Consider the following 18,837-nt stretch of genomic DNA (forward strand, 5'->3'; position numbering starts at 1 on the left):
CACGGGCGGGGCGTTTTCATGACGCGTTCAGGGCTTTTTGGGCCAGGCCTTGGGGTCCACCTTATTGGCCAGCTTGGGGAACTGGCTGGGGTCGAACACCGGCTCCTTGCCCGCCTTCAACTGCGCGTCGTAATCCTTGAACAGAGCAAAGGCAATGGGCGACAGCATCAGAATGGCCACCAGGTTGATGATCGCCATCATGCCCATGGAAAGGTCGGCAAAATTCCAGATGGCTCCCAGGCTGGCCACCGAGCCCACCATGATCATGCCCAGCACGGCCAGACGATACAGCATCACCGCCAGCGGTGCCCGGCGGCCAGCCAGGTATTCGATGTTGGACTCACCGTAGGAGTAGTTGGCAATCACGGACGTAAACGCAAACAGCAGAATCGCTACCGCAATGAACATGCCGCCCCACTCGCCCACATGGCTGGAGAGCGCCATCTGCGTCAGCTGGATGCCGTTGCTCTCCTCGCTGGCCAGCAGTTCCGGGCCCGCCATGATGATGATGGCCGCCGTGGCGGTACAGATCACCAGCGTATCCAGGAAGACCCCCAGCATCTGAATGAACCCTTGGGCCGCCGGATGATCCGGCCGAGTGCTGGCCGTGGCCGCCGCGTTGGGAGCAGAGCCCATGCCCGCCTCATTGGAGAACAGGCCACGCTGAATACCGTTGATGATGGCTTGGGAAATGGCATAGCCCATGGCCCCGCCAGCGGCCTGCTCGATGCCGAAGGCGCTCTGCACGATGGTCAGCAGCGCGGCGGGCAGGTCGCCGATATTCATGGCCACCACGATCAGCGCCAGCACCAGATACAGCAGGGCCATCAGCGGCACAACCAGCTCGGCCACCTTGGCAATCGACTTCAAGCCGCCAAAGATGATCGGCGCCACGACGGCCATCAGCACCAGCCCCATGGCCCAGGTGGGAATGGCAAACGCCTGCTCCATGGCCTGGGCAATGGAGTTGGCCTGCACGCTATTGAAGGCCAGACCGAAGGCAATGATCAGGCAGATCGAAAACAGCACCGCCAGCCAGCGCAGCCCAAGGCCACGCTCGATATAGCGAGCCGGGCCGCCACGGAAGGTATTGTCGCCGTGGTCGGTCTTGTAGGCCTGCGCCAGCGTGGACTCCACGAAACTGGTCGCCATGCCCACCATGGCGGTCATCCACATCCAGAAAATCGCCCCTGGGCCACCGAAATAAATGGCGACCGCCACCCCGGCCAGGTTCCCCGTTCCCACTCGGGCCGCCAGGCTGGTCGAGAGCGCTTGAAAGGAGGAGATCCCGCCATTGGACTGCCGCGAGGTACGCAGCAGTTTGAACATGTGGCCAAAATAGCGAATCTGAATTCCCCGTGTCATCACGGTAAAATAGAGACCTGCTCCAATGAGCAGATAAATCAGTACGCTGCCCCATAACAGCCCGTTGCTGCGATCCACGACCGCCGTCAACAGGGATGAAAGTGTCGCATCCATGGTTAATCGACCTTGATTGAATAAAGTGAAGGCGCATCATTCTTCACGGCTGCACCAAAATGGCAAGAAAAATGGCAAATTAGTCCATACACGGAAAGAAACGCTGCGCCATGCTCAGCAGCCCGTGATGGTCGCCAGGATTCTTCTGGGCCCGCCCTGCTCGCGATGCTCGCCCAGCCAGATGCCTTGCCAAGTGCCCAGCGCCAAACGCCCATCGCGCACGGCCAGGCACAGCTGGCTACCCAGCAGGCTGGACACCACGTGGGCAGGCATATCGTCCGGCCCTTCCAGGGTATGTCGAAAGTAATCCAGCCCTTCGGGCACCAGGCGACGCAGAAAGGCGTTCAGGTCGTGACGTACATCCGGGTCGCTGTTTTCATTCAGGGTCAAGGAGGCCGAGGTATGCAGAAGCTGTAAGTGCACCAGCCCCTGATGGCACTCTTCGAGGCAGGGCAGTGCCCGAGCAATCTCATCAGTGATCAGATGGAAGCCTCTGGGCATGTCGGGCAGGTGAATCTCTTGTTGGTGCCACATAAACACTCCTTTGTCATGGTGGGCCTGCAAACAAGCATGGGTGTCGTCAAACCCAAACGTTTCGTTCAACCATAGCCTATTTCGCCGCGCACCCATAAAACTCACCACAGGTCATCGCCGCCATGGCGGTGGCGTCGCCTCGCTGTTAAATTGAATGGCGATATTCTCATCGCTTGCAAGGAACCGTTCACATGGAGGTCGTCATGCGCTATTCCCTACTGTCGCCAAGGAAGCTGGCAACGGCATCGGCGCTTTGTGTCTCGAGCGTGCTGCTGGCCGGATGCACGGGCATCCCCGATGGCACCGAGGCCGTCACCGGGTTCGAGCTCGATCAGTACCTCGGGGAGTGGTATGAAATTGCTCGCCTGGACCACTCCTTCGAGCGCGGCCTGGACTGCGTGACCGCCAACTACAGCCTGCGCGACGATGGCGGTGTGCGGGTCATCAACCGGGGCTACAACCTGGCAGAAGGCAGCTGGGACGAAGCCGAAGGCCGGGCCTATTTCATCGATGACGACAGCGTTGGCCGCCTGAAGGTAAGCTTCTTTGGCCCGTTCTACGGTGGCTACAACGTGCTGGCACTGGATGACGACTATCAGTGGGCGCTGGTTTCCGGCCCGAACCGAGACTACCTGTGGATTCTGGCACGTACACCGACGCTGGATAGCGAGCTGGAAGCTCGCCTGCGCCAGCAAGCCGCCGAGCTGGACTTCCCCACCGACGAGCTGATCGATGTGGTGCAAGACGAGCGCTGTCCCGGCCGCTAGGCTCTGCCAGGCTCGCCTGCACAGCACCTACTCAGCGTCAGGCAACGCAGGCACTCGGCCCGCGATTTCCTGCTGGAGAAAATCGATCAGCGCACGGATGCGGGCCGGGGTATGGCGGCGCTGCTCGAACACCGCATAGAAGTCTGCCCGTACGCCCTGCCACTCGGGCAGCAGCAGCTGCAGCTCCCCACTGGCCAGGTGTTCGTTGACATCCCACCAGGAGCGCAGCATGACGCCATGGCCATCCAGCGCCAGTCGCGTCACTACTTCGCCATCGTTGCTGGCCAGGTGGCCACTGACCTTGACCGATTGCTGGCGCCGCGCCGCTGCACGCTGTTCGAATCGCCATAGCGCAAAGTCACTATCGTTCTCGCGGATCAACAGGCAGCGGTGCTGCGCCAGATCCTGCGGCGTACGCAGGGCGGGCATGCTGGCAAGGTAGCTCGGCGACGCGCAGAGCATGCGCCGATTGGGCAGGATACGCCGAGCCACCAGCCGTGAATCCGGCGGTTCGCCAATGCGAATCCCCACATCGAACCCATGGTCGCTGAGATTGAGGGGAAAGTTGGTCAGCTCCAGCCAGCTCTCAACGCCCGGATGCCGAACGCAGAAGCGTGACAGCAGCGGCGCAATGTGGCGTCGCCCAAAGCCAAAAGTGGCATTGACCCGCAAGCGCCCCTGCAGCCCCTGGCTGGCCGCGTCGCGCAGGTCACTCTCCAGGGCGTCCAGCTCATCGAGAATCAGGCTGCCCTGAGCAAGATAGCGCTCGCCTTCGGCGGTCAGCGTCAGGCGGCGGGTGGTGCGCGCCGCCAGCGACACCCCCAGCCGCGCCTCCAGCTGCTTCAGCCGTTTACTCACCGCCGAGAGGGAAATACCCAACTCCCGGGCCGTTGCCGTCAGGCTGCCCGCTCGAGCCAACTGCTGAAAAAACGCCAGATCGTCCAGTGGAGCCATGGGATTCTACACCTGAAAGCAACAATGGCTTGAATAGTAGCCTGATTATCTCATCGCCAACAGCCGCTACACTGCATGAACGGTACGCCTTTCACACGACCATAAAAAAGGAGGCCCCATGGCCCATCAGATTGCAGTCATCGCTGGCGACGGCATCGGCACCGAAGTCATGCCGGAAGGTATTCGCGCACTGGAAGCGGTGGCAGAGCGCTTCGACCTCGCGCTGGAGTTCACCACCTTTGAGTTCGGTAACTGCGACTACTACCTCGAACACGGCAAGATGCTGCCAGATGACTGGTACGAGCAGCTCAAGGGCTTCGATGCGCTGTTTTATGGCGCCGTGGGCTGGCCGGACAAAGTGCCTGACCATATTTCCCTGTGGGGCTCGCTGCTGCAGTTCCGCCGCCAGTTCGATCAATACATCAACCTGCGCCCCTGCAAACTGATGCCGGGCATCAAGAGCCCGCTGGCCGGTCGCGCCCCGGGGGATATCGACTTCTACGTGGTGCGTGAAAACACCGAAGGCGAATACTCCAGCATCGGCGGCAAGATGTTCGAAGGCACCGAGCGGGAGATCGTCATTCAGGAAACCGTGATGAGCCGCACCGGGGTCGACCGAGTCTTGAAATACGCCTTCGACCTGGCCCAGACGCGACCACGCAAGAAGCTCACCTCGGCCACCAAGTCCAACGGCATCTCGATCACCATGCCCTACTGGGACGAGCGGGTCGCCGAGATGGCCAAACAGTACCCGGATATCAACGTCGACAAGTTCCATATCGACATCCTCACGGCCAACTTCGTGCTGCACCCCGACTGGTTCGACGTGGTCGTGGGCAGCAACCTGTTCGGCGACATCCTCTCCGACCTGGGCCCCGCCTGCACCGGCACCATCGGCATCGCGCCTTCCGCCAATATCAACCCGGAAGGCAAGTTCCCCAGTCTGTTCGAGCCGGTTCATGGCAGCGCACCCGACATTGCGGGCAAGGGCATTGCCAACCCCATCGGCCAAATCTGGTCAGGCGCCATGATGCTGGAACATCTGGGACACAAGGAAGCCGCCGACGCCATGGTCGAGGCCATCGAAGCCGTGCTCAGTGAAGGGAACCCGCAGGTGCTCACCCGCGACGTGGGCGGCCAGGGCACCACGGAAAGCCTGGGCAAGGCCATTGCCGAGCGCCTGCGCGGCTAGCGCCAGGCCCCACTGGCCATGTCGTTGATCGATGTGGTTGGTAAAAGTGGTTGGTAAAGGTGGTTGGTAAAGGTGGTTGAAACGGTAGTTGATAAAAATTAGTTGTAAAAGCGCGAACGCCTGCCCTCAACGGGGCAGGCGTTCACACTGTGCGCGCTGAGCGTTAGCTGGTCAGTTTGGCAGCGACTTCAGCCACGTATTTACCCTGGAAACGGGCTATTTTCAGCTCGCGGTCGTCCGGCTGACGCGAACCGTCGCCGCCTGCCAGCGTCGCCGCGCCATAGGGCGTGCCGCCGCTGACCTTCGAGATATCGAACTGCTCTTCGATGCCGTAACCAATCGGCACGATGACCATGCCGTGGTGGGCCAAGGTGGTCCAGGTCGACGTGATGGTCATCTCGTCGCCGCCGCCGGTGCCGGTCGAGGTAAATACGCTGGCGACCTTGCCACGCAGTGCACCCTTCGCCCATAGCCCGCCGGTCTGGTCGAGGAAGGTACGCATCTGCCCCGCCATGTTGCCAAAGCGCGTCGGCGTGCCGAAGATGATGGCATCGTAGTCGGCCAACTCTCCAGGCGTGGCTTCCGGAGTAGTGAAGTCCTGCTTGCCACCGGCATTCTTGAACGCATCTTCCGGCATGGTTTCCGGTACGCGCTTGACGGTGACCTCGACCCCCTCCACGCCTTCGGCGCCTTCTGCCACGGCGGCCGCCAAGGTGTCGATGTGCCCATACATCGAGTAATACAGTACCAATATCTTCGTCATGGCTCACTCCTTTCAGGTGACGACACGCTGCCCCAGACGGGCAGCAAGGACTGGTTACAGCATAGTCCAGCCCCAGCCACTTATTAGCGAAAGTTTTCGACGCTCTGAATCGATTTCATCGATGTGGGCACCTTGCACTTTTGCCACTTCGGCACTAATTTTTTTGTATTCAACTTGTCGGATACAACGCCAAGGAGCCAGGCATGACCATTTTCGAAGCACTGCGTAAAGACCACGATATTCAGCGTGACCTGCTGGCCCAACTGGTAGAGACCCACGGTGACAGCGACGCCCGCGATTCTCTTTACCAACGGGTACGGGCGGAGCTGAAGTACCATGCCAACGCTGAAGAGCGGGCTCTGTATATTCCGATGATGGACCTCGACCTCACCCAGGAAAAGGCGCGCCACAGCGTTGCCGAACACCACGAGATCGATGAGCTGATCGAGCTGCTGGACGACACCGACTACAGTGCCAGCCACTGGCTCACCCACGCCAAGCAGCTGCAGCATCTGGTCACCCACCATCTGGACGAAGAAGAACAGGAGGTGTTTCAACTGGCCGGTCGGGGCTTGCAGGAAGCCCAGAAAACCACGCTGGCCAAGGAGTATCAGGACGAAATGCAGCGCCAACGGTCGGGCTGACCTCCCGGCCTTACCCGCCCGGTATTGCAAAGCGCTTGTGGCTCACGCCATGGGCGCTTTTTTACGGGTTACTTTCATCCTCGCACCGACCATTTTCACGCGCACGACGCCACCCCTTGTGACACGAGCTGAGCGTGGTAAAGGTAGGGCAACACAAGTAGATGCCCATGCACAAGGACACTTTCATGCTAGGCCAATGGCTCGACTGGACCCTTGACGATGAACGCCCGTCGCCACGCATAGGCCGCTTTGCCAGCGGCAGCTACCATCTGCACCGACCGGGCATACTGGAGCTAACGCCCAACATTCTGCGCCCCGATGCCCGGGCCTGTGTCTTTTCTGCCGCCATTCATGGCAACGAGACCGCTCCGGTAGAACTGCTGGGCGAATGGCTGGCCGCTCTGGAAGCCAGCACCCTGCAACTGGGCGCTCCCGTGCTGGTGATTCTGGGCAACATTCCCGCCCTCAAGGCCCAGCAGCGCTACATCACCACCAACCTGAATCGCTTGTTCAAGCGTGAACTGGCCGACCAGGGCGGCGAGCCCGAACGGGCGCGCCAACTGATGGAAGCCGTGGATACGTTCTATGCCCGCCATCACGCCCTGCCTCGGTTGCATTACGACCTGCATACCGCCATCCGCGGCAGCCTGCATACCCGCTTCGCGGTCGAGCCGTTCGCCGAGTCGGCGACCGACCCTGAACAGTGGGTGTGGCTGGCCGCCGCCGACATGCAGGCCGTGCTGCACCAGCATCAGCATAGCTGGACGTTTTCTCACTACAGCAAGCACTACCATGGTGCCCAGGCCTTTACCTTCGAGCTGGGGCAAGTCGCCCCGTTCGGCCACAACGACATGGAAGCCCTGGCTCCCATGCTCACGTTGATCAGTGCGCTGGGCAGCGGCTATACGCCCCCCTCCCAGTCGGCCAGCACCATGGCATTCTACCGGGTGCAGCATGAACTGATGCGTCACTCCGAGGACTTCACGCTCTGTTTCGATGAAGACGTGCCCAACTTCAGCCGCTTCGATACCGGCACCTGCCTGGCCAAGGATGCCACCGCCGGTGACTTCGTGGTGGAAGAGACGCCGCTACACGTGGTGTTTCCCAACGCTCAGGTCGAGATAGGTGCCCGAGCCGCCTTGCTGGTGGCGCCGGAACGAACGGCTCTCTAGCCAACAGAAAGCCCCGTTGATGAAAAAGGCAGTTAGATAACAATAACGTAGAGGGGCCATCAGGAGTGCTCTTCAGGCAACACGACCAATGTCGCCCTGATAAAGTACGCGTCTCCGGCGCACTCCTGATAGAATCGCCCCTTTTTTCGCGCCAGCCGCACAGAAACACGAACACTCATTCGTTGTTGCTGCGGCAACCCTGTACTGGAGCCTAAGTTATGGCCGCTACGCCGACTCCCCTTGAAGTGCGTAACATCAAAAAGCGCTTCGGCGATACAGAAGTCCTCAAAGGCCTCTCTCTTGAAGCCCAGAAAGGTGATGTGATCACCCTGATCGGTGCTTCAGGGTCTGGCAAAAGCACCTTTTTACGCTGCATGAATTTGCTGGAACAGCCCGATGACGGCGACCTGATCGTCCACGGCGAACAGATCCGCTTCAAGACCACCCGCCATGGCCGCGAACCCGCCGACTGGAAACAGGTCGTGCAGATGCGCGCCAAGCTCTCCATGGTTTTCCAGAGCTTCAACCTGTGGGCCCACATGACGCTGCTGGAAAACATCATCGAAGCGCCGATTCATGTGTTGGGTAAACCCAAGAAAGAAGCCATCGAGCACGCCCACGCGCTGCTCGACCGAGTCGGCCTCAGCGCGCGTGCCAACGCCTACCCGGCGCAAATGTCCGGTGGTCAGCAGCAGCGTGGCGCCATCGCCCGGGCGCTGGCCATGAACCCGGAAGTCATGCTGTTCGACGAACCCACCTCGGCGCTGGACCCTGAGCTGGTGGGCGACGTGCTCAAGGTCATGCGCGATTTGGCCAACGAAGGGCGCACCATGGTAGTGGTGACCCATGAGATGAGCTTTGCCCGGGACGTGTCCAGCAAGGTGATCTACCTGCACCAGGGCCTCGTGGAAGAAGCCGGCACGCCCGATGACGTGCTGGGCAACCCGCAATCGCCGCGCCTGAAGCAGTTTCTGGCGCCCAAATACTGATCCGCGAGGCATGCACGATGCTTGATTTGCAAGGCTACGGCCCCCGCCTGCTGGAAGGCGCAGGCGTGACCGTTCAGTTGGCCCTCCTCTCGCTGATCCTGGCGATTGTGCTGGGGCTCTTGACCGCCAGCGCCAAAATGTCCCGCAACTGGCTATTGCGCCGTAGCGCAACGGTCTACACCACGGTGATTCGTGGTGTGCCCGACCTGGTGCTGATGATGCTGCTGTTCTTCGGCGGGCAGATCGGGGTCAATGCGATCAGCGATATGCTCTATGACCGCTACGACATCGATATCTACATCAACTTCAACGCCTTCGCGGCCGGTGTCCTCACCATCGGCTTCATCTTCGGCGCCTATATGGGCGAAACCTTTCGCGGGGCGTTCATGGCCGTCGACAACGGCCAGATCGAGGCAGGCAAGGCCTACGGCATGAGCAACGCACTGGTGTTTCGGCGTATTCGCTTTCCCCAGATGATGCGTCACGCGCTGCCCGGCCTCTCCAACAACTGGATGGTGCTGCTCAAGACCACCGCCCTGGTGTCGGTGATCGGCCTGACGGACATGGTGCGGGTGGCGGCAGAAGCCTCTCGGGCCACCCACGAGCCGTTTGTCTTCCTCATTCCGGTGGCGGCGGCCTATCTGCTGATTGCCAGCGTCTCCGAGTGGGTCTTCGCACGGTTGCAAAAACGTTACGACATCGGCTTCGGGGGGCAGTGACATGCTGGACATCTCTGCATGGTTCAACGATTTACTGGCGGGTAACCTGGTCTTCACCCCCACCACCCTGGGCTACTACTGGGAAGGCCTGGTGACCACCACCCAGCTGGTGTTCCTCTCGCTGGTGGCCGGGCTGATCCTGGCCGTCCCGCTGGCCATCATGCGCAGCTCAAAGCACAAATGGATCAGCCTGCCGGTCTATGTGTATACCTATGTGTTTCGTGGCACCCCGCTGCTCATTCAGCTCTACATCATCTACTACGGGGTGGTGTTCATCGATGGCATTCAGGAAACCTTCCTGTGGCCACTGCTGCGCGAAGCCTTCTACCCGGCACTGATCGCCTTCACCTTGAACACGGCAGCCTACACTACGGAGATTTTCCGGGGTGCCATCAAGGCCACCTCACGGGGTGAAATCGAAGCCGCCAAGGCCTATGGCATGTCCAACAGCCTGATGATGCGCCGTATCATCCTGCCCAGCGCCTTTCGCCGTGCCCTGCCCGCCTACGGTAACGAAGTCATCTTCATGCTGCATGCCAGCGCCATTGCCAGCGTCGTCACCCTGATGGACCTGACCGGGGCCGCACGCTTCGTCTATGCGCGCTTCTATGCCCCCTTCGATGCCTTCCTGTTCGTGGCGGCCATTTATCTGTGCCTCACTTTTGCCATCCTGTATTTTTTCCGTTATCTGGAAAAACGGCTGCTGGCACATTTGCGGCCACAAACCTGAGCATGACGAACAATCCAACGTACGCCAACGTAAAACAAGCGTTGGTTTAATTCAGGTCACCCCCCTTTTCGCCAACCGCAAGCTGGGGTAGCTTAAAGGGGATCACCTCCGGTGAACCTGCTTCCTTTGGAGTCTACAATGAAAAAACTGCTGACCGTTTCTCTGCTGGGCCTGGCCGTGGCTGCTGCGTCTTCTGCCCAAGCTCGTGATTACGACCACGTGCGTATCGGCGTGGACGTACCTTACGAGCCCATGGAATACCGCACCCCCGAGGGCGAGCTGACCGGCTTCGATATCGACCTGGGCAACGCTCTGTGCGAGCGCATCGGCGTGACCTGCGAGTGGATCGAGCAAGAGTGGGACGGCATCATTCCGGGCCTGATGTCACGTAACTACGATGCCATCATGTCGTCGATGACCATCAACGACGAGCGTCGTCAGCAGGTGCTGTTCTCCGACCCCTACATCACCATGCCGTCGGCCTGGTTCGCCCCCGCCAGCCTGGAACTCAGTGACGCCAACGAAGAGACCCTAGCCGGCAAGACCATCGGCGTACAGCGCGGCACCCTGCAAGACAACTACGTGACCGACCAATACGGCCGTATCGCCAGCGTCAGCCGCTACTCCACCGCTGACGACATGGTGCTGGACATGCAGGCACAGCGCCTGGATATCGTCTTCCTCGACTATCCGATCGGCCAGTCCACCCTGCTGAATAACGAAGACACCGAGTACGTGGTCGTAGGCGAGCGCATCAGCGAGCCCAAGGAGTACTTCGGTGACGGCTTCGGCATCGCCTTCCGTCAGCGCGACCAGGCCCTGGCCGAGCGCTTCAACGAAGCACTGGCCGAGCTGCAGGAAGACGGCACCTACGATGAAATCTACGCTCGCTACTTTGGCGAAGAGTAAACATTGACCGTCTCGCCATGCCTTCCTCAGGGAAGGCATGGCAGCACGCCAATACCATGACTCCAGACCGCCGACTCCCCTCTACGCCCATGCGCAACGTCCAGGTACCCGTGGCACCATTGCCCGCTTCTACCTGAGCGAGTGGTTCGACGAACCGTACCGGCGCACTGTTCGCAGACGGCCTGCGCTTTGCCCGTGAAAGCGGGCGCATCGACTTCACCACCAGTACCCCCCGAGCTGCTGGCCGGTGGCGAAGTGCCCACCTCCGAGGCGGTAGCGCGGGCACTGAAAGCGCGGGTCGGATCGACCCGAGCCAGCTCAGCCTCTCCTCGGACGCCAACGCCTCGCTGCCGATGCCTTGAAGCCTCCCCAAAAAGGCCGCCTGATACCCGGCTCGGATGCCGATTTCATCGTGTTGAGCGAAGGACGCTGGGCCATTGACCACGTGTGGGCGCTGGGCAAACCGATTTTCAGCGCCCCCTGAGCGCCCGAGGCCGCCCAGCGAACTTGCTCAGCCAATGCCGGTCTTTAATGGCATAATGCGCTTTTACAAGGAGGTAACATGGCAGAACACTCAGCGGCACACACAACGCCCGCCACGGGCCTACCCGAGACGATGCGCCCCCCTTCCCATTGGACCGCCTGGGGCCAGTGGCTTGCGCTGTTCACCATGACCGTGGATCACCTGACCCGCTACGTACTGCCCGATGCCTGGGACCTGGGCTGGGCGGGCTCTTCGATTGGGCGCATTGCCTTTCCGCTGTTTGCTGCCATGGTGGCCTGGCACGGCCTGTTCAACACCCGCAACCCGCTGCGCTACGCGCGCCGTATCCTGATCATCGGTATCGCGGCACAAGTGCCCTACATGATGATGCCCAGGGCCTCGGATGCGTTTATCCTGAATGTCTGCTTTACGCTGGCCAGCGGCCTGGCACTCGGTGCCTTGGTACGCCAGGGGTGGCAGCACTATCAGGCACAGACGCTGGGCCTGGGTTGGCTGATGCTGGGGGCCGCCGTGTGTGTCACCGCCTGGTATCTGCTGGGCTTCTGGGTGGAGTATGGCCACAACGGCCTGCTGCTGATTCCGCTGTTCATGTTTGCCATGCAGGCCCTCAGCGAGACCCGCGATGCCCTCAAATCAAGGCTATGGGCGGGTCTGGCGGCGTTTCCGCTGCTGTGGATCGCCGGGCAGATGAACGCGTCGGACATGGCCAAATCCTTTACCGTCGGCACCTGCGTTCTGGTGTTGATGCTGGCCGCGGGCGCCGCCCAGCGCGTACCGCCCGTGGCGCTGGCCATGCCCCGCCGCCTGTGGCTGGCCTGGTACCCGGGGCACTTCGCCCTGATTGCCCTATGGCTATTGCTTAGCGGCCAACTGGCAGGTTGAACGCCTTTTCTGCCACCTGCCGATTGACCTCGTCCTGCATCCAGGGCTGGTAGCGGCGCAGCCGATCACGACCTTCCAGCTTGGCCTGATACATGGCAGTGTCTGCCTGCTTGAGCACTTCGGCATGGTCACAGGTCGATGCTTCAAAGCAGGTGTACCCCATACTCGGGGTCACCTCTACCCAGCGGCTCTCCAGCCGATACTCCCCCGACAGCGCCTGCTTCACTCGCTGCATGTACTGCTCGGCCAGGGCGCTCAGCTTGTCCAGATCAGGCTCTGAAAACTGCGCCAGCAGCACGAACTCATCACCACTCAACCGAGCGGCCATGTCACCGTCGCGCAGGCACGACTCCAAGCGCCGTGCCACCTGCACCAACAGGTCGTCGCCCGCGGCATGTCCCAGGGTGTCGTTGATCAGTTTGAAGCGGTCCATGTCCATGAACATCACCAGGCCACCCCGCTGCGGCGTCTCCTCCTCCTGGCACAGCGTTGCCATGCGTTCGATGAACAGACGTCGATTGGGCAGATCCGTCAGCGCATCGTAGTACGCCTGACGATAAATGATCTCCTCACTACGTTTGCGCTCGGTGAAGTCTTCAATGATCGCCACGCCGCCGACCATCCGGTTGCCCATACCATGCACACCGTTGAAGAACGCCCGCAGTGGCGTTCCCTCACTGGCTTTGGGTAGCCGATAGGTACCCTCGTAGTAGCCGGTGCCTTTTTCCAGCGCCGCGGAAACGGCCCGGGCGACGCTTCGGTCGGCTGAACGGTCCAGCATGCGATAGCCCAACAGCCGAGAACGCTCGACATCCAGGATCTCCAGCAGCTTGTTGTTGCAGTCGGTGATCTGCCCCCGGTCGTCAAAGTGCAAAACACCCAGGGGGGAGTGCTGGAAAATCGAGCGATAGCGGTTTTCGCTTTCCCGAAGCTGCGCCTCACGGGCCGCCATGGTAACGCGCAGGGCGATATTGTCATGAATGGTTCGGCTCAAGCGGCGACTGGTGATCAGGATTAACAGCAGAAACAGCACCAGCATCAGCCCGATCAACACGGAAAGCGAGGTTCCCATCAGCATGAACTGGAGCTTCAAAGGCAACAGGATGGGCAATACGAAGCCAGTGGCCACCCACCACACCGACGACAGCGTCGTGACGCCCCCCGCCGCGATACCGGCCAGCACGATCGCCAGCGCCGCAATTTGCCCCGGATATTCAGGGCTGAACAGCAGCACTCCCGTACTGCCCCACACCACCCCGGAAACGATGGCCCCCATGGCAAACCAGCGCAGCCACCGGTGCCGTTGCTGCTGCTGAATCGGCAAGCGCTTGAAACGGTGAGCCAACGCCAAACGCAATCCCGACACCACCACCAAGGCGGTGTACCAACCCAGCAGTACCCAGCCTTCCACCACGGGCCACATCGCCGCCACCAGCAAGCCGCCCGCCAAAACGCTGCTGAGCACCGGTTGCCAAAGGTTGTCATACAACATCCGCACTTTTTCTCCGCGCAGCTGTTGCAAGGTGAGATGGTGATCGCGCTGGTAGCCGCTGCGTAACCCTGACGCAGTTGCCGTCGACGCCGCTGGCTTGCTGGGCGACATAGAACCCCCGTTTTCGTTGGCCTATGGGCCAATCTTATTGATTAATACAAACGTTTTATCACGCCTTATCTTTTAGCATGTTTACGCAGCAAAAGTAGCCTTCGAACATGAAAAAGCCGCCTCGAAGGGCGGCTTTGAAGAGAGCATGACAGCCATCGAACGCACGGCTCAGAGCGTGTCGGCAAAGCTCCACTCGACCGCCGGGGCACCCGGCAGCAGTGCCTGGCAGGCGCGTACTTTTTCCAGCAGCTCGGCATGGCTGGCCGCCACGACGTTCACGTGGGCCAGCTTGCGCCCCGCCCGCTCGGCCTTGTCGTAGCGATGCAGGTGGGTATGGGGAATCGCCAGCAGCGCGGGGTTGTCGCCCTCCTGCCCAATCACGTTGACCATACAGGTGGGGCCAATCGCCTGAGTCGAGCCCAGTGGCAAGCCCTGTACGGCCCGCAGATGGTTTTCGAACTGGCTGGTCACCGCGCCGTCCATGGTCCAGTGGCCGGAGTTATGCACCCGCGGGGCCATCTCATTGGCCAGCAGGCTACCGTCGCGGGTCTGGAACAGCTCCAGCGCCAGCACGCCCACGTAATCCAGCTCATCCAGCAGCGCACGAATGTAGCCATCGGCGGTTTGCTGAACGCTGTCGTCCAGGTCGGGCAGCGGCGCCACCGAATAGCGCAGAATGCCGTCTACGTGCTGGTTCTCTGCCATGGGGTAAAACACCACTTCTCCATCGCGGCCACGCACGGCAATCAGCGACACTTCGCGCACGAAATCGACGAAGGCTTCCACGATCAACCGGGAATGGCCAATCGACTCCCAGGCGGCCTGGGCCTGCTCTGGCGCTCTCAGCACCGCCTGGCCCTTGCCGTCGTACCCTTCGGTGACGGATTTGGCCACTACGGGGCAGCCCAGCTCAGTGGCAGCGGCCTGCAGCTGCTCGGCGCTCTCCACCACCCGGTAGGCAGGCGTCGGGATGCCCAGCCGGTCGAACAGCGCCTTCTCTTCCACGCGGTTCTGGCACACGGCAATGGCACGGCTGCTGGGGTAGACCGGCTTGTGCTGTTCGATCTGCTGCACCAGCGCCACGGGCAGGTGCTCGAATTCGTAGGTCACCACATCGACCTTGTCGAGGAACGCCGCCAGATGCTGATTATCCGGGTCGACCACCACCTCACCGATACCGACGCTGGGGCTGCCGGTGGTGTCCAGAAAGGTAAACGTGTTGCCCAGCGGGTAGCCCGCCAACGCCAGCATACGGCCCAGTTGCCCGGCACCCAGTACGCCAATGTGTTTTACGCGATTGCTATGCACGCTCATGATGGGCTTCCTATTGTGCCGATTCGCTGGCCGCAGGCGCATCCGGGCGGGGGTCCGGGTTATCCAGCACCAGCTGCGTTTGCTCTGCTCGGAAGGCCTCGACGGCCTGACGCACGGCGCTGTCCTGCAAGCCGACGATTTGCGCCGCCAGCAGCCCCGCATTGGTGGCCCCGGCTTTGCCGATGGCCAGCGTGCCCACGGCAATGCCACCCGGCATTTGTGCAATGGAGAGCAGCGAATCCAGCCCCTTCAAGGCCTTGGACTCTACCGGCACACCCAGCACCGGCAGCGCCGTTTGCGAGGCCACCATGCCCGGCAGGTGCGCCGCGCCGCCAGCGCCCGCCACGATGACCTGAAGGCCACGTTCCGCTGCGCTTTTCGCATAGTCGAACAGCAGGTCCGGGGTACGGTGTGCCGAGACCACGCGGGTTTCGTAGGCAACACCCAGCCGTTCCAACATCGCCACCGCGTGCTCCATGACCGGCCAATCCGACTTCGACCCCATGATCACGCCCACCTTGGGTGCGCTGTTCGACATGCAATAACTCCTCGGCCCATGGCCTGTTCTAGCGAAAAACAGTGGAACGAGCCGCGTACAGGCTGCGGCTCATTGAAAAAATGGGAAGGGGCATAGTTTACCAGAGCCAGCGCGTTTGCGGGCTGTCTCATGGTCGTGAAATTTTCATCTAAATAGGCATTGAAAAGCGCGTGAGTTGGCGGCATTGTGTGTTTGTCATTTCAGACCCATGGAGTCACATGAGTACGGCATACTCGACTGCTCACGCAGAAGTGCAGGATCCTCCGCGAAGCAGCCCTGACCTCGATGTCAGGGAACTGGAAAAACGCACGCGCCTCATGCGCATCATCACACGTCTGATCGCCGTATCAGACCTGGGAAGCCGAGAAATTGCCCGCCGGGCAGGCTTGCCAGTACAGAAGATCAGCGACCTGCTCGCCGGAAGGCTGGAGCATCTGGACATCGATGAACTCAATGTCCTGCGTCGCACCCTAGAGCTGGAGGCGCCATAGCCGCAGCCTCGACGTCACTTCCCCATCACACCTCGGCACCACACCTGCACTGCACCATAGGCGTGCGCTGTACATGGGTAATGCCTGATCGCCCCACGCTCGTGGGGCGAATCGTTCATGTCAGGTGCCGCGCTTCACGCCGCAATCACTACCCCACCCAAGGCCACCACGATCACCACCAGCCAGGCTGGCAGCTTCCACACGGTCAGTAGCAAAAAGCCCGTGAGCGCCAGAGCAAACTCATACGGCCCAACCACCGCGCTGGTCCAGACGGGGTCGTAGAGCGCAGCCCCCAGAATCCCCACGACGGCCGCGTTGGCACCGCGCATGAGCGCCTGGGCACTGCCCCATTGGCGAAAACGGTTCCAGAACGGCAGCACGCCCACCAGCAGCAGGAAGCCGGGAATGAAAATCGCCAGCAGCGCCAGCACTGCACCAACCACGCTGGGCAGCCCAGGCAGCAGTGCGCCCAGGTAAGCCGCAAAGGTGAACAGTGGCCCCGGCACGGCCTGTGCGGCGCCATAGCCCGTCAAGAACTCATCCGCCGTGATCCAGCCCGACTGCACCACTTCGGCTTCCAGCAGCGGCAGCACCACATGACCGCCCCCAAACACCAGTGCCCCCGAGCGGTAGAAGGCATCCACCACCGCCAGCCACATGGCGCCGCCCGCCAGCAGCGGCAACAGCACCAGCAGCGCCACGAACAGCCCCAGAGAGATCAAGCCCACCTTGCGCGACACCGCAAAGTGCAGCGAATCCGCCAGCTCGCCCTGAGCGCTTTCGCGGCAGAGCAACAGCCCTGCCATACCCCCCAGCACAATCGCACTCACCTGCCCTAGCGGGCCGCTGACCATGGCCACGGCAAACACCGCCGCCAGGGCAATGCCTGCCCGGGTTTTATCCGGGCAAAGATTGCGCGCCATGCCCCATACGGCGTGGGCCACGATGGCCACCGCGACGATTTTCAAGCCGTGGATGATGCCACTGGCCATCGGCCCATCCAGCACCGCCGCGCCCATGGCGAACAGCGCCAGTACCAGCGCGGAAGGCAGCGTGAAGGCCAGCCAGGCCATGGCCGCCCCCCAAGGGCCAGCCCGCAGCAGGCCCAGGGCAAACCCCACCTGGCTGCTGGCCGGGCCCGGCAAGAACTGGCACAGCGCCACCAAATCCGCATAGGCTTTCTCGCTGAGCCACTGGCGGCGGGCCACGAACTCCGTACGAAAATAGCCCAGGTGCGCCACCGGCCCGCCAAATGAAGTAAGCCCCAGCGCCAAAAAGGCCCAGAACACCTCTCGAATGCGAGCAGGCGATACGGCAGTATCAGAGGAAGGACGGGGTTCCGACATAAGCTCGGCTCCTTGCAACGTTGAACAACAGGCAGCCGATAACCATACACGATTTTATTGACATGCCCATGACGGTTGAGCAACGTTGAGAATCCTTCCAACGCCGCCTACCAGGAGCACCCCATGGCCCATCATTCAGAAGAGTTTCTACGCCTTGCAGAAGCCGCCAAGCTGCGTACCACCCAGGTATCGCCCAGCGATGCCAAACAGCGCATCGCCCAGGGCCACGTGGTGCTGGACGTGCGAGACAAGGAAGAGTTCGAGCAGGGCCATATCGAAAACGCCCTCAACATCAGCCGAGGCACGCTGGAAATGCGCATTCAGGAAGCGATTCCCGATAAAGACACGCCCATTGTGTGCCATTGCGCAGGCGGTAATCGCGGCGCCCTGGCCGCCGACACCCTGCAGCAACTGGGCTATACCCAAGTGGTGAATATCGAAGGCGGATTGAAGGCGTTCAAGGAAGAAGAAGCGCCGTAAGCCGCTCCTTTTGGTAATGATGCTCGCCCTCCCATCGGCAGCTTTAGAAGACTCCGGTGACTTTCGGCTTGAACCAATGACGCACGAAAGGCCGCCGTCATGGGAGCAATTGGTTGTTTAGTGGGAGGGTTGTTTTTGTGGTTCCACATGTACCGTCAGCTCGAAGCCGCAGGCATCTGCATAGCGCTGCAACGTTTTCCAACCGGGGTTACTACTTCCTCGCTCCAGGCGGCTAATGTTACTTTTCTGCGTCTCCAGACGTTTGGCAAGCTCTTCCTGAGTCAGCCCGGCACGCTGGCGCATTGAAATAAGCGTGGAGGCCAATGCAAACTCCGGTGCCAGACGTTCATATTCCGCCTTCACCTCAGGGTTCTGAAGCGCCTGCTCTTTTAGTGCCTTTAAGTTCATCATGACTGCACCTCGCGCTGTCTTGTCCGCGCTAATGTTAACGCCTGACGCGGCGTTTTCTGGCTTTTCTTGACGAATGCGTGCAGGACGACGATGTGTTTCCCATGCACGTAACAGAACAAGGAACGGCCAATCCCCTCTTGTGCCTTTGCTCGAATCTCAAACAGGCCGTCACCCATGGACTCCGTGTGAGGAGGCCCTAAGTGAGCACCATGCTGCTCTACCATCTCCAGCAACCGAAGCATTCTGGCCTGTATTTTGGGTGGCATGCTTAAAACTTCTTGCTTTACGCCTGGGTAAAACTCAACCTGCTACTCCATAGCACAGCTCCGATCAAGTTATCTTTTATGATAACTCAGGATGTGTAAAAGTTCCTACTCCAGAGACACACGACAACCTCCATCTTATGGCACCATAG

The 18,837-nt window shown here is 60.9% G+C and carries 21 protein-coding genes; 11 read left to right on the forward strand and 10 right to left on the reverse strand.

The features are described from left to right. Positions 1-27: 27 nt before the first annotated feature. Both IE061_RS06080 and IE061_RS06085 read right to left on the reverse strand, forming a co-directional pair. Positions 28-1,479, reverse strand: a complete 1,452-nt coding sequence (locus IE061_RS06080; RefSeq protein ID WP_193461243.1) for an alanine/glycine:cation symporter family protein — start codon at positions 1,477-1,479, stop codon at positions 28-30. 114 nt (positions 1,480-1,593) lie between these two features. After that, positions 1,594-2,013: a secondary thiamine-phosphate synthase enzyme YjbQ gene (locus tag IE061_RS06085; RefSeq protein ID WP_193461244.1), complete on the reverse strand. Its 420-nt coding sequence runs from the start codon at positions 2,011-2,013 to the stop codon at positions 1,594-1,596. 203 nt (positions 2,014-2,216) lie between these two features. On the opposite strand from IE061_RS06085, the gene IE061_RS06090 reads away from it, so the two are divergent. Next, entirely contained in the window at positions 2,217-2,780 is a 564-nt protein-coding gene (locus IE061_RS06090) for a lipocalin family protein (RefSeq protein WP_193461245.1), read from the forward strand. Between the two features lie 27 nt (positions 2,781-2,807). On the opposite strand, the gene IE061_RS06095 is transcribed toward IE061_RS06090, so the two are convergent. Then, entirely contained in the window at positions 2,808-3,734 is a 927-nt protein-coding gene (locus IE061_RS06095; RefSeq protein WP_193461246.1) for a LysR family transcriptional regulator, read from the reverse strand. A 118-nt stretch (positions 3,735-3,852) separates the two neighbouring features. Here IE061_RS06095 and IE061_RS06100 point away from each other — a divergent pair, with 118 nt between their 5' ends. Beyond that, positions 3,853-4,926 carry a tartrate dehydrogenase gene (locus IE061_RS06100; protein ID WP_193461247.1) on the forward strand — a complete coding sequence of 358 codons (1,074 nt, stop codon included), beginning with the start codon at positions 3,853-3,855 and terminating at the stop codon, positions 4,924-4,926. A gap of 163 nt (positions 4,927-5,089) precedes the next feature. Here IE061_RS06100 and wrbA read toward each other — a convergent pair whose 3' ends face one another. Continuing rightward, positions 5,090-5,689 (reverse strand): NAD(P)H:quinone oxidoreductase, encoded by a 600-nt coding sequence (wrbA, locus tag IE061_RS06105; protein ID WP_081135310.1) that lies wholly within the window; start codon positions 5,687-5,689, stop codon positions 5,090-5,092. Positions 5,690-5,892: 203 nt separating this feature from the next. Here wrbA and IE061_RS06110 point away from each other — a divergent pair, with 203 nt between their 5' ends. From IE061_RS06110 to IE061_RS06140, 7 genes are all read left to right on the forward strand, one after another. Further along, positions 5,893-6,333 (forward strand): hemerythrin domain-containing protein, encoded by a 441-nt coding sequence (locus tag IE061_RS06110; protein ID WP_016916534.1) that lies wholly within the window; start codon positions 5,893-5,895, stop codon positions 6,331-6,333. Between the two features lie 185 nt (positions 6,334-6,518). After that, complete coding sequence (locus IE061_RS06115) at positions 6,519-7,505, forward strand: succinylglutamate desuccinylase (RefSeq protein WP_193461284.1); 987 nt, start codon at positions 6,519-6,521, stop codon at positions 7,503-7,505. A 218-nt stretch (positions 7,506-7,723) separates the two neighbouring features. Next, positions 7,724-8,494, forward strand: a complete 771-nt coding sequence (locus IE061_RS06120) for an ABC transporter ATP-binding protein (protein WP_016916532.1) — start codon at positions 7,724-7,726, stop codon at positions 8,492-8,494. A gap of 17 nt (positions 8,495-8,511) precedes the next feature. Beyond that, a complete protein-coding gene (locus tag IE061_RS06125; protein ID WP_016916531.1) occupies positions 8,512-9,213 on the forward strand; it encodes an ABC transporter permease in 702 nt (233 codons plus the stop codon). Between the two features lies 1 nt (position 9,214). Beyond that, positions 9,215-9,943 carry an ABC transporter permease gene (locus IE061_RS06130; protein WP_193461248.1) on the forward strand — a complete coding sequence of 243 codons (729 nt, stop codon included), beginning with the start codon at positions 9,215-9,217 and terminating at the stop codon, positions 9,941-9,943. A gap of 138 nt (positions 9,944-10,081) precedes the next feature. Continuing rightward, entirely contained in the window at positions 10,082-10,852 is a 771-nt protein-coding gene (locus tag IE061_RS06135; protein ID WP_016916529.1) for a transporter substrate-binding domain-containing protein, read from the forward strand. 562 nt (positions 10,853-11,414) lie between these two features. After that, the gene (locus IE061_RS06140) at positions 11,415-12,239 is read left to right on the forward strand and encodes a TraX family protein (RefSeq protein WP_193461249.1); all 825 of its coding nucleotides are present in this window, start codon (positions 11,415-11,417) and stop codon (positions 12,237-12,239) included. On the opposite strand, the gene IE061_RS06145 is transcribed toward IE061_RS06140, so the two are convergent. From IE061_RS06145 to purE, 3 genes are all read right to left on the reverse strand, one after another. Next, the gene (locus IE061_RS06145; protein WP_193461250.1) at positions 12,217-13,842 is read right to left on the reverse strand and encodes a diguanylate cyclase domain-containing protein; all 1,626 of its coding nucleotides are present in this window, start codon (positions 13,840-13,842) and stop codon (positions 12,217-12,219) included. The two genes, IE061_RS06140 and IE061_RS06145, sit on opposite strands and share 23 nt — an antisense overlap. Before the next feature lie 168 nt (positions 13,843-14,010). Continuing rightward, positions 14,011-15,156 (reverse strand): 5-(carboxyamino)imidazole ribonucleotide synthase, encoded by a 1,146-nt coding sequence (locus tag IE061_RS06150; RefSeq protein ID WP_193461251.1) that lies wholly within the window; start codon positions 15,154-15,156, stop codon positions 14,011-14,013. 10 nt (positions 15,157-15,166) lie between these two features. Beyond that, entirely contained in the window at positions 15,167-15,694 is a 528-nt protein-coding gene (gene purE / locus IE061_RS06155) for a 5-(carboxyamino)imidazole ribonucleotide mutase (protein ID WP_016916523.1), read from the reverse strand. A 218-nt stretch (positions 15,695-15,912) separates the two neighbouring features. Here purE and IE061_RS06160 point away from each other — a divergent pair, with 218 nt between their 5' ends. Beyond that, a complete protein-coding gene (locus IE061_RS06160; protein WP_016916522.1) occupies positions 15,913-16,185 on the forward strand; it encodes an XRE family transcriptional regulator in 273 nt (90 codons plus the stop codon). A 134-nt stretch (positions 16,186-16,319) separates the two neighbouring features. Here the strand turns inward: IE061_RS06160 and chrA are convergent, their stop codons facing one another. Further along, positions 16,320-17,531 carry a chromate efflux transporter gene (gene chrA, locus IE061_RS06165; RefSeq protein WP_193461252.1) on the reverse strand — a complete coding sequence of 404 codons (1,212 nt, stop codon included), beginning with the start codon at positions 17,529-17,531 and terminating at the stop codon, positions 16,320-16,322. 123 nt (positions 17,532-17,654) lie between these two features. Between chrA and IE061_RS06170 the strand changes: the two genes are divergently transcribed. Then, entirely contained in the window at positions 17,655-18,011 is a 357-nt protein-coding gene (locus tag IE061_RS06170; RefSeq protein ID WP_193461253.1) for a rhodanese-like domain-containing protein, read from the forward strand. A gap of 117 nt (positions 18,012-18,128) precedes the next feature. Here the strand turns inward: IE061_RS06170 and IE061_RS06175 are convergent, their stop codons facing one another. After that, positions 18,129-18,422: a helix-turn-helix domain-containing protein gene (locus IE061_RS06175; RefSeq protein WP_229800821.1), complete on the reverse strand. Its 294-nt coding sequence runs from the start codon at positions 18,420-18,422 to the stop codon at positions 18,129-18,131. Continuing rightward, on the reverse strand, positions 18,419-18,688 hold the full coding sequence (locus IE061_RS06180) for a type II toxin-antitoxin system RelE/ParE family toxin (protein WP_193461254.1): 270 nt from the start codon (positions 18,686-18,688) through the stop codon (positions 18,419-18,421). The genes IE061_RS06175 and IE061_RS06180 overlap by 4 nt, the downstream gene beginning before the upstream one ends. Positions 18,689-18,837 lie beyond the last annotated feature (149 nt).

The organism is Vreelandella hamiltonii (assembly GCF_014651795.1).
Classification (GTDB): domain Bacteria; phylum Pseudomonadota; class Gammaproteobacteria; order Pseudomonadales; family Halomonadaceae; genus Vreelandella; species Vreelandella hamiltonii.